The sequence below is a fragment of the Streptomyces sp. NPDC042336 genome, from assembly GCF_055581985.1.
The window spans coordinates 409895-419335 of sequence record NZ_JBVJEA010000006.1; the positions used below are offsets into that span (position 1 = coordinate 409895).

The 9441-nt window shown below is 72.6% G+C and carries 11 protein-coding genes; 5 read left to right on the forward strand and 6 right to left on the reverse strand.

Annotation, left to right across the window (positions count from 1 at the left end):
* Positions 1–261 precede the first annotated feature (261 nt).
* Both ACZ6IM_RS16735 and ACZ6IM_RS16740 read left to right on the forward strand, forming a co-directional pair.
* Positions 262–1383, forward strand: coding sequence for an FAD-dependent oxidoreductase (locus tag ACZ6IM_RS16735; protein WP_052841121.1), 1122 nt, complete (start codon positions 262–264; stop codon positions 1381–1383).
* A 67-nt stretch (positions 1384–1450) separates the two neighbouring features.
* A complete protein-coding gene (locus ACZ6IM_RS16740) occupies positions 1451–1990 on the forward strand; it encodes a hypothetical protein (protein WP_052841120.1) in 540 nt (179 codons plus the stop codon).
* On the opposite strand, the gene ACZ6IM_RS16745 is transcribed toward ACZ6IM_RS16740, so the two are convergent.
* The 3 genes from ACZ6IM_RS16745 to ACZ6IM_RS16755 form a co-directional block, all read right to left on the reverse strand.
* Positions 1974–2900: an SDR family oxidoreductase gene (locus ACZ6IM_RS16745; protein WP_052841119.1), complete on the reverse strand. Its 927-nt coding sequence runs from the start codon at positions 2898–2900 to the stop codon at positions 1974–1976. The two genes, ACZ6IM_RS16740 and ACZ6IM_RS16745, sit on opposite strands and share 17 nt — an antisense overlap.
* A 157-nt stretch (positions 2901–3057) precedes the next feature.
* On the reverse strand, positions 3058–3687 hold the full coding sequence (locus ACZ6IM_RS16750; RefSeq protein ID WP_052841118.1) for an MBL fold metallo-hydrolase: 630 nt from the start codon (positions 3685–3687) through the stop codon (positions 3058–3060).
* Positions 3687–4775, reverse strand: a complete 1089-nt coding sequence (locus tag ACZ6IM_RS16755; protein WP_469557204.1) for an S-(hydroxymethyl)mycothiol dehydrogenase — start codon at positions 4773–4775, stop codon at positions 3687–3689. Before ACZ6IM_RS16755 ends, ACZ6IM_RS16750 begins: the two co-directional genes overlap by 1 nt.
* Positions 4776–4952: 177 nt before the next feature.
* Between ACZ6IM_RS16755 and ACZ6IM_RS16760 the strand changes: the two genes are divergently transcribed.
* Complete coding sequence (locus ACZ6IM_RS16760) at positions 4953–6707, forward strand: ABC transporter ATP-binding protein (protein ID WP_052841116.1); 1755 nt, start codon at positions 4953–4955, stop codon at positions 6705–6707.
* Between the two features lie 8 nt (positions 6708–6715).
* Here ACZ6IM_RS16760 and ACZ6IM_RS16765 read toward each other — a convergent pair whose 3' ends face one another.
* Complete coding sequence (locus tag ACZ6IM_RS16765; RefSeq protein WP_052841115.1) at positions 6716–7000, reverse strand: hypothetical protein; 285 nt, start codon at positions 6998–7000, stop codon at positions 6716–6718.
* Between the two features lie 172 nt (positions 7001–7172).
* Here ACZ6IM_RS16765 and ACZ6IM_RS16770 point away from each other — a divergent pair, with 172 nt between their 5' ends.
* Positions 7173–7538 (forward strand): nuclear transport factor 2 family protein, encoded by a 366-nt coding sequence (locus ACZ6IM_RS16770; protein WP_052841114.1) that lies wholly within the window; start codon positions 7173–7175, stop codon positions 7536–7538.
* Between the two features lie 25 nt (positions 7539–7563).
* Here the strand turns inward: ACZ6IM_RS16770 and ACZ6IM_RS16775 are convergent, their stop codons facing one another.
* Together ACZ6IM_RS16775 and ACZ6IM_RS16780 are read right to left on the reverse strand one after the other, a co-directional pair.
* On the reverse strand, positions 7564–8574 hold the full coding sequence (locus ACZ6IM_RS16775) for a CU044_5270 family protein (protein WP_469557207.1): 1011 nt from the start codon (positions 8572–8574) through the stop codon (positions 7564–7566).
* A complete protein-coding gene (locus ACZ6IM_RS16780) occupies positions 8567–9142 on the reverse strand; it encodes an RNA polymerase sigma factor (protein WP_469557209.1) in 576 nt (191 codons plus the stop codon). Before ACZ6IM_RS16780 ends, ACZ6IM_RS16775 begins: the two co-directional genes overlap by 8 nt.
* A gap of 105 nt (positions 9143–9247) precedes the next feature.
* Here ACZ6IM_RS16780 and ACZ6IM_RS16785 point away from each other — a divergent pair.
* The coding region (locus ACZ6IM_RS16785) for a cbb3-type cytochrome c oxidase subunit I (protein WP_469557211.1) at positions 9248–9441 on the forward strand (194 nt) is incomplete at its 3' end.

Genomic DNA, 9441 nt, shown 5'->3' on the forward strand with positions numbered 1-9441 from the left:
CGCCCGTTCGAACCCTTCAGCCGTCCCGACGGCCCGACTTGCCCGACTTGCCCGACTGAAGTCCCGGTCCCCCGGGGCGAAGGCCGGGTTATAGTCCCGGGGTCGCGCAAAACGGTGTCCCGCTGGTCCATCCGCCGGACATCGCTCGTACACCGATGCAGAGGCTTCTGATCGGTGAGCGTCTCCTCGCCGGGATCGGGCACCACGTCCGCTCGGCGCTGACCATCGCCGGCGCGTGCCGGCGCGACAGAGGAGCGCACCATGCGGAAGACCATCGCCGTCGTCGGAGCGGGACTGGGCGGGCTGACGCTCGCCCGGGTGCTTCAGGTTCACGGAGTCGCCGCGACGGTCTACGAGGCCGAGCCGTCGGCGACGTGCCGTACGCAGGGCGGCCTGCTCGACATCCATGAGGAGACCGGCCAGGTCGCGCTACGCGCAGCCGGTCTTCACGACGAGTTCCTCGCTCTGGTCCGCCCCGGCGAGGACGCCAAGCGTGTGGTCGACCGCCACGGCACGGTTCTGTTCGACAAGCCCGCGGACCCCGGTTCGGCCCGTCCCGAGGTGGACCGCGGCGAACTCAGGCGTCTGCTCGTCGACTCACTGGCGCCGGGCACGATCAGGTGGGGTCACAGGCTCACCTCGGTCCGGCCCCGTGTGGAGGGCGGCTACGAACTGGCCTTCGCGGAAGGCTCCGCCGCGCGCGCCGACATCGTCATCGGCGCGGACGGTGCCTGGTCGAAGGTGCGTCCGCTGCTCACCCCCGCCAAGCCGCTCTACAGCGGGACCTGCTTCATCGAGATCGCTCTCGCGCCGGCCGGCCGGAACAGCCGGGCGAGCGTGGCCGCGATCGGCGGCGGCACGCTGATGGCGGTCGCGCCGGGCAGGGGCATCATCGCCCATCGCTATGCCGACGGACACGTGCGCGGGTACGTGGCACTGAACAAGCCGGAGGAGTGGACGAGGTCGATCGACTTCGGCGACCCGTCCGCGGGCCTGTGCCGGCTCGCCGACGAGTTCGACGGATGGTCGCCGCTGCTCACCACCTTCGTCACACGGAGTGACGCGCGACCATGGCTCCGGCCCATCCACGCCCTGCCCGTCGGGCTGGAATGGGACAGGGTGCCCGGCGTGACCCTCGTCGGGGACGCGGCGCACCTGATGTCGCCCTTCGCCGGCGAGGGAGCGAACCTCGCCATGTACGACGGCGCGGACCTGGCGGGCGAGCTGGTGGAGCAACGTGACACCGAGTCCGCGCTCACCGCCTACGAAGAGCGGCTGTTCCCGCGAGGTGGCGACGCGGCCGGCCGCTCGGCGCGGAACCTGGAGGTCTTCTTCGGCCGGGAGGCACCGCGGAGCGTGGTCAGCCTGTTCGATCACTCCTGACTCCTCGGTCCGGGTTCACGGCCGCACGAGTACCCCTCCGCGTCGCCGTGGCGGATACCGTGCGGCCATGTCCGCGTTCCTGCAGCAACTCCCCGCTCTCATCGGCGTCGTCATCGGCGCGCTCGGCTCCTATCTCGCCGTGGTCCGCAGCGACCGTGCCCGGTTCGACCGGGAGACGGCGGCCCGCTGGGAGGAGCGCAGGCTCGCGGTGTACGCCGACTACGCGCGGACCCTGAAGGCCTCCGTCACGCTGACGTACCGGATAGCCGCCCATCTCGGCAACGACCCGCACCCGCATCCGCTGGCTCCCGCGGACGCCGCGCCCGCCCAGGCCGAGGCCGCCCTCGCCCGGGACCCGGCCGGTGAGGCACTGCTCCTGCTGGGCAGCAAGGACGTGGTGGAGAAGGCGCGGGCCTGGGTGGTGGCGGTGATGGAGATGGAGCGCTTCCTGCGCGAGGAGACCCACGACCCGGAGTCGTGGCGTGCCCTGCTGGAACGGCAGCGCGCCGCACGTGAGGGCTACTACACCGCCGTACGGGAGGACCTCGCGCTGCCGCCGGGGCACGGCGCGCGGTGGCCGTTGCCGCCCGTCAGCGGTAGCCGGTGACGTCGGCGGGCTTGTCCTGGTCCTGGACCTCGACGAGATAGCGCCAGGCGTCCGGGCGGCTGCCGTCGAGGTCGGTGAAGCCGTACTCCTGGGCGAGGCCGCCGCTGGAGAGGGACTGGCCGTTGAAGCGCGCCACACCCGGGTCGGCGGCGAGGGCCGTGACCGCGCGGCCGACGTAGCGGGGCGTCTCGGAGATGGCGAAGTGCGGGACGCGGTCGAGGGCGTCGCGCCAGTTCTCCTCGCGTACGCCGAAGTGGTCGAGCATGATCTCCGAGCGCAGCCAGCCGGGAGTCAGCGCGACGGCCGTGGCGCCGCGCGGCCCCACCTCGTGCCCGAGGGAGAAGGCCATGCGCAGGACGGACGTCTTGGCGAGGTCGTAGAAGAACGAGTTGCGGTAGTGGTCGCGGTTGTAGGCGTCGGTGCCGTCGGTGACCTCGACGACGAGTCCGCCGGGGCGGCGCAGCAGCAGCGGCAGGGCGTGGTGGCTGGTGATGGCGTGGGTCTCGACGGCGAGCCGCAGCAGCCTGAGCCCCTTGTCGAGGTCGTGCTCCCAGACCGGGCTGTCCCACTCGAAGAGGGTCTCGCCGCCCCAGATGTCGTTGACCAGGACGTCGAGGCGGGCCTGTTCGCTGGCGATCCGGTCGACGACGGCGGCCACCTGCGCCGGGTCGAGGTGGTCGGCGGGTACGGCGATGCCGTGGCCGCCCGCCTCGGTGACCAGGTCGGCGGTGTCCTCGATCGTCTCGGGACGGTCGTACTCCGAGCGCCGGGCGCGGGTGCTGCGGCCGGTGACGTAGACGGTGGCGCCGGCCGCGCCCAGTTCGACGGCGATGCCCCGTCCGGCGCCCCGGGTCGCCCCGGCGACCAGTGCGACCCTGCCCGTCAGCGGACCTCTCGATGACCCTGTCATGTCCGGCTTCCGTTCCTCTCCGTCACGTCCCGCACGAGCTCACGTACCGCACGAGCGATGTCGTGTTCGAGAGTGCCCGGGAAGCCGGACATCTTCTGTCACCTTTACCGCGTGTCCCCGGTTTACCGAGGCGATCGGGGACGCGGTCCGCGCCCCATCAGTGCCCGCGCTCGATCCACTCCTCCAGGTGCGGGGCCTCGGCGCCGATGGTCGTGGAGTCGCCGTGGCCGGTGCGGACCTCGGTCTCGGGCGGGAGGACCAGCAGCTTGTCCCGGATCGAGTCGATGATGGTCGGGAAGTGGGAGTAGGACCGGCCGGTGGCGCCGGGTCCGCCCTGGAAGAGGGTGTCGCCGGTGAAGACGGTGCCGAGGCCGGGGTCGTGGAGGCAGACCGCGCCGGGTGCGTGGCCCGGGGTGTGCAGGACGGTCAGGTCGGCGCCCGCGGCCTCGATGACGAGGCCGTCGGTCAGCCAGGCGTCGGGGTCCCGGTCCGGGTGGGTCTGCTGCCACAGGGGCAGGTCGTCGCGGTGCAGCCAGATGGTGGCGCCGGTGCGCTCGGCGAGCGCGGGCGCCGCGTTCACGTGGTCGTTGTGGGCGTGGGTGCACACGATGGCGATGAGCCTGCGGTCCCCGACGGCCTCGGCGATCGCGTCGGCGTCGTGGGCGGCGTCGATGACGACGACCTCGTGGTCGTCGCCGACGAGCCAGACGTTGTTGTCGACGTCCCAGGTGCCGCCGTCGAGGCTGAACTGTCCGGAGGTGACGAGGCGTTCGACGCGGGCGGCCATCAGAGCACCACCACCGAACGCAGCACGTCACCGGCGTGCATCCGGTCGAAGGCCTGCTCCACCTGGTCCAGCCGGATGGTCTCGGTGACGAACTTGCCGAGGTCCAGACGGCCCTGGAGGTGGAGGTCGATGAGCATCGGGAAGTCCCGCGAGGGCAGGCAGTCGCCGTACCAGGAGGACTTGAGGGAGCCGCCGCGGCCGAACACGTCGAGCAGCGGCAGCTCCAGCTTCATCTCGGGGGTCGGCACGCCGACGAGGACGACGGTGCCGGCCAGGTCGCGGGCGTAGAAGGCCTGCCGGTAGGTCTCGGGGCGGCCGACGGCCTCGATGACGACGTCGGCGCCGAAGCCGCCGGTCAGTTCGCGGATCGCGTCGACGGGGTCGGTCTCGCGCGAGTTGACGGTGTGGGTGGCGCCCATGCTCCGGGCGGTGGCCAGCTTGCGGTCGTCGATGTCCACGGCGATGACCTTCGACGCGCCCGCCAGGTACGCCCCGGCGATCGCCGCGTCGCCGACGCCGCCGCAGCCGATGACGGCGACGGTGTCACCGCGGCCCACATCGCCGGTGTTGATGGCGGCGCCGATGCCGGCCATCACCCCGCAGCCGAGCAGCCCGGCCACCTCGGCGGAGACGGCCGGGTCGACCTTGGTGCACTGTCCGGCGGCGACCAGGGTCTTCTCGGCGAAGGCGCCGATGCCGAGGGCCGGGGACAGCTCCTGACCGGTCGAGGCGAGGGTCATATTCTGCTCGGCGTTGTGCGTGTCGAAGCAGTACCAGGGCCGTCCGCGCAGACAGGCCCGGCACTTGCCGCACACGGCACGCCAGTTGAGGATGACGAAGTCCCCGGGGGCGACGTCGGTGACACCGGCGCCGACCGACTCCACGACGCCCGCGGCCTCGTGGCCGAGCAGGAAGGGGTAGTCGTCGCTGATGCCGCCCTGCTTGTAGTGCAGGTCGGTGTGGCACACCCCGCAGGCCTGGATCGTGACCACGGCCTCGCCCGGGCCGGGATCCGGCACGACGATCGTCTCGATCCGCACCGGCTCGTCCTTGCCCGGCGCGATCACGCCGCGTACTTCCTGCGCCATGGTCCTGACCCCTTCCTCGGCCGTTCGGTTTCCCCCCAGACCCTACGCGCAAGTGATCGCGAAGGAGCAGGTGACGGGGCGGTTAGCGGGGTACGGACGGACGGCCGTACACCGGCGGCCGGTGCCGCCGGGCGCCGACGTAGCCTGAGTGCCCCGTCCGCGTGCCGAAGGAGCGACGTGAGAACCGCAGAGCCGGAGTCCGGCCCGCCCGCCTGGCGGCAGCTCGTGTCGTACGTACGGCCGCACCGCACCGCCCTGTTCGCGGGCGCGCTGCTCTCCCTGGTCACCGGCGCCACGGGGCTGCTGCTGCCGCTGGTGGCGCGGGAGCTGATCGACGACCTGGCGCACGACCGGGCCATCACCGGTGCGCTGCTGGCCATGTCGGGGCTCGTGGTCGCCAACACGGCGCTCGGCGCGCTGGGTTCGTACGTGCTGCGGCGCACCGCCGAGTCGGTGGTGCTCGGGGCGCGGCGCACCCTGTCGTCGTATCTGCTGCGGCTGCGGATCGCGGCGGTGGACCGCACCGAGCCCGGTGACCTGATGGCCCGGATCACCTCCGACACGACCCTGCTGCGCGAGGTCACCACCGACTCCCTGATCGGCCTGGGCACCGGCGGACTGACGCTGGTGGCGACGCTGGTGATGATGGGCGTGGTCGACGCGGTACTCCTCGGGGTGACCCTCGCGGTGGTGGTCGGCGCGGGCACGGTGCTGGGGCTGATCGTGCCGCGCATCAACCGGGCCAGTCGGCAGGCGCAGGACGCGGTCGGAGTGATGGGCGCCGCACTGGAGCGGATCCTCGGCGCTTTGCGCACCGTCAAGGCGTCGGGCGCCGAGCCCCGGGAGGAGCGGGCACTGCACGAGGCGGCCGAGGAGTCCTGGCGGCAGAGCGTGCGCGCCGCCAGGTGGTCGGCCGCCGCGGGCAACACAGCCGGTCTCGCGATGCAGATCGCCTTCATCACGGTGCTCGCCGTGGGCGGGGCCCGGGTGGCGACCGGGGCGATCGACGTGGGCACGCTGGTCGCGTTCCTGCTGTTCGTCTTCTATCTGATGTCGCCGATCCAGCAGGTCGTCGGCGCGATCACCCAGTACCAGACGGGCCGGGCGGCGCTGGGCCGGATCCAGGACGCGCTGCGCCTGCCCGCGGAGCCGCCCGCCCGGCTGGTCCCGCTGCCGTCGCCGGGCGCGCGACCGGCGTCCGTCGCCTTCCGCGACGTCCGCTTCCGCTACGCGGACGACCTGCCGTACATCCACCACGGGGTGAGCTTCGAGGTGCCGGGCCGCGGGATGACGGCGTTCGTCGGCCCGTCCGGCGCGGGCAAGACCACGGTCTTCTCCCTGATCGAGCGGTTCTACGACCCGGACTCGGGGGAGATCACGCTGGACGGCCGGAGCCTCGCGGACTGGGAGCTGGCCTCGCTGCGGGCCGCGATCGGATACGTGGAGCAGGACGCCCCGGTGCTGTCCGGTTCACTGCGGGACAACCTGCTGCTGGGCAATCCGGAGAGTGACGAGGCGGCCCTCACCGCCGTGCTGAAGACGACCCGCCTGGACGGTCTGGTGGACCGGTTGCCGGACGGGCTGGAGACGCTGGTCGGGCATCGCGGCACCAAGCTGTCCGGGGGCGAGCGCCAGAGGGTGGCCATCGCCCGTGCGCTGCTGCGCCGACCGCGGCTGCTGCTGCTCGACGAGGCCACCTCGCAGCTGGACGCGGTCAACGAGGCGGCGCTGCGCGACACCGTGGCGGACGTGGCCCGGACGACCACGGTGCTGGTGGTCGCGCACCGGCTGTCGACGGTGACGACGGCCGACCGGATCGTGGTGATGGACGCGGGGCGCGTCCGTGCGGTCGGCACGCACCGGGAACTGGTGACCGCCGATCCGCTGTACGCGGAGCTGGCGGCCACCCAGTTCCTGTCGAACGGTGGCTGACGCGGGCGTCAGCCCAGGGCGGGGACCACACCGAAGACGGGCGAGACCAGGCCGGTGACCTGCTGGAGCTGCTGCAGGTCCTGCAGCCGGTTCAGCTGCTGGGAGGGGAGGGGCATCCGCGCCCGGTCCTGGGCGGGCATGTCGTTGACCGCGAGCGAGTCGAGGGTGTTCGTCACGCTGAGCTTTTCCGTGCCCAGCGGGCCCCCGCCTGCCGCGCTCGCCATCGGGGCGGCGAGGCCGGTGACACCGGCGGCGAGCCCGACGACGGCGACGATACGTCGTGTTGAGATCATGTGCTGAGCAACGCGGGCGCCCCGCGGACGGACACGGGCGGGCGGCGCCGCTCACCCGTGAGGACCAGTGTCACGGGTGCCGTTGCCGTGGGCGCCGGGACGGAGGAAGCTCGAAGGAGAGGGCCGTTGCGACCGTTCCCCGTTCGGGCCGCGGCCCTGCGAGGAGGTCGTCATGGGTACCACGGCAGGCCCCGGCTTCGACACCGAAGCGCTGCGCCGGGGCATCGAAGGAGATTCGGCGGCACCTCTGTTGTCGCTGTACGCGCGGGACGCGGAGGTCCGCATCGTCGACCGGTACGACCAGCCCAGCCGCCCCAAGGTCCTGCACGGCCGGGACGAGATCGCCGAGATGCTCGACGACGTCTACAGCCGCGACATGACCCACCGGATGGAACGCTGCGTGGTCCAGGGCGACCAGGTGGCGTTCAGCGAGGCGTGCACCTACCCGGACGGGGTGCGGGTCCTCTCCGAGTCGATGCTGTCGCTGCGCGACGGCGAGATCGTCGAGCAGACCATGATCCAGGCCTGGGACGAGTAGTCCGGGGCCGTCAGAGGCGGTGGGGTCAGCGTGTCCAGGCGCTGTAGTCCATGACGTCGCCCGCCGCGACGCCGTACTCCGGCTGTGCCTCGGTGAAGGTGGTCTCCAGACCGAGGACGGCACCGGTGTGCGGGTTCACGATCAGCATGCGGCGCACGCCGGTCACCTCGTGGACGTAGGCCTGGCCGTGCCGCCCGAGGCGGTCGGTGACCTCTCCGGCGGGGCGCAGTCCGCCGGTGTCCGCGAGGAGGCGGACGAGTGCCGCCGACTCGCGGGCCCCCAGGGTCCAGTTGTCGAGCAGCAGGTCGGCCGCGTCGAGCAACTGGGAGGTGTTCATCGAGTCAATGCGCTGGGCCTCCTCCAGGTAGGCGCGCAGCCGGTCGGGGTCGTGCGGCGGGCGGGAGTGGGGCGGGGCGTCGCTCCAGCTCGGCGGGTACGTGGTGTCCCTGATGACGTGCCCGTCCTCGACCTGGCGGGGGTTGCCGTCCTCGTCCTCGCCGATGACCGGGCGGCCGGGGTGGCGCGGGTCGGTGGCCACCACCAGCTCGGTCTGCCGGCCGTCGTCCGTCCAGCGCACGACGCGCTCCTCGGGCAGGGTGACCGGGGGTGCGTCGTCGGACATGCCGAGGCTCCAGGACTGTACGTGCGTGCCCTTGCGCAGGGGCGGCCCACCGTCCACCGCTGCGGCCTCGGCGCGCTCGGCGATCCGGTCGAGGGACACGGGCGTGGCGTCGGCGCGTACGGCGAGCGGGCGGGGTGCGGCGACGGCGGGCGGGGCGCTCGGGCCGCCGAGCAGCAGGGCCAGCGCCGTCACGGCGACGACGGCGGTGGCGGCGAGGCCCCAGGCCAGGCGGACGCCGTGGCGGCGGGATCGCGGGCCGGGCAGCGGCCCCCGGGAGGGCGTGGAGACGCTCCGCCCGTGCAGCAGCCGGTCCAGCCGGCGTTCGCCGTGGTGGTCGAGCGGCCCGTCGGCGAAGGGCGGGGCGTCGGCCGGTACCGGGTTGGCGCGGCGCAGGAGGTCGAGTTCGTCAGCCATGGCCGTGTTCCTTCGCGGGGGTGGCGTCGACGGTGGTCGCCGGGTGCGGGCGGTGCGGGGCTGCGGCAGGGGCCATGCGGTCGATCTCCGTTCTCAGCCGGGCGCGGGCGCGGTGCAGCCGCATCGACGCGGCCCGGCTGCCGCAGCCGAGGGCGACGGCAAGCTCGTCCACGCCGAGTTCCTCCCATGCCGCCAGCCTCAGGACCTCCTGGTCCTTGGCGGAGAGCCGGGCGAGGGCCTCGTGCACCCAGCCGCCGGGCGGCTCGGCCTCGGGGCCCGAGGCGATGTGCCGCCCGTGGGCGGCGTCGTCGTTGCCCAGCCGGGCCAGGAGCCGGCGGCGGCGTCCCTGGCCGCGTACCGCGTTGGCCAGGCAGTTGCGTGCCACCCCGTACAGCCAGGGCAGCGGAGTGGGCGGCAGTTCCGCTCGGCGGCGCCAGGCCACCGTGAAGACCTCCGCCACCACTTCCTCGACCTCGCCCGTGCGCCCGTCCAGCCGTCGCGCCACATAGCGGCTGACCGCCCAGTAGTGCTCCCGGTAGGCAGCGGCGAAGATCTCGTCGTTGCTCATGTTCCGTATCTGTCCGGCACCCTCGTGATCGTCACGGGTGTTTTCGTGACACTCGTCTCGTCCGTCGAGTGTGACGTGCGGGCCGGGCGCGGACACAGGCGGGGCGTGAGGAACCTCAAGAGCATCAAGTGGCTGACGACCACGGACCACAAGACGATCGGCACGCTGTATCTGGTGACGTCGTTCGCGTTCTTCGTGATCGGTGGTGTGATGGCGCTGTTCATGCGCGCCGAGCTCGCCCGGCCCGGTCTGCAGATCATGTCGAACGAGCAGTTCAACCAGGCGTTCACGATGCACGG

Coding starts and splice junctions, on each gene's coding strand:
- ACZ6IM_RS16735 (WP_052841121.1), top strand. CDS start 262: ATGCGGAAGACCATCGCCGTCGTCGGAGCGGGACTGGGCGGGCTGACG.
- ACZ6IM_RS16740 (WP_052841120.1), top strand. CDS start 1,451: ATGTCCGCGTTCCTGCAGCAACTCCCCGCTCTCATCGGCGTCGTCATC.
- ACZ6IM_RS16745 (WP_052841119.1), bottom strand. CDS start 2,900: ATGACAGGGTCATCGAGAGGTCCGCTGACGGGCAGGGTCGCACTGGTC.
- ACZ6IM_RS16750 (WP_052841118.1), bottom strand. CDS start 3,687: ATGGCCGCCCGCGTCGAACGCCTCGTCACCTCCGGACAGTTCAGCCTC.
- ACZ6IM_RS16755 (WP_469557204.1), bottom strand. CDS start 4,775: ATGGCGCAGGAAGTACGCGGCGTGATCGCGCCGGGCAAGGACGAGCCG.
- ACZ6IM_RS16765 (WP_052841115.1), bottom strand. CDS start 7,000: ATGATCTCAACACGACGTATCGTCGCCGTCGTCGGGCTCGCCGCCGGT.
- ACZ6IM_RS16770 (WP_052841114.1), top strand. CDS start 7,173: ATGGGTACCACGGCAGGCCCCGGCTTCGACACCGAAGCGCTGCGCCGG.
- ACZ6IM_RS16775 (WP_469557207.1), bottom strand. CDS start 8,574: ATGGCTGACGAACTCGACCTCCTGCGCCGCGCCAACCCGGTACCGGCC.
- ACZ6IM_RS16780 (WP_469557209.1), bottom strand. CDS start 9,142: ATGAGCAACGACGAGATCTTCGCCGCTGCCTACCGGGAGCACTACTGG.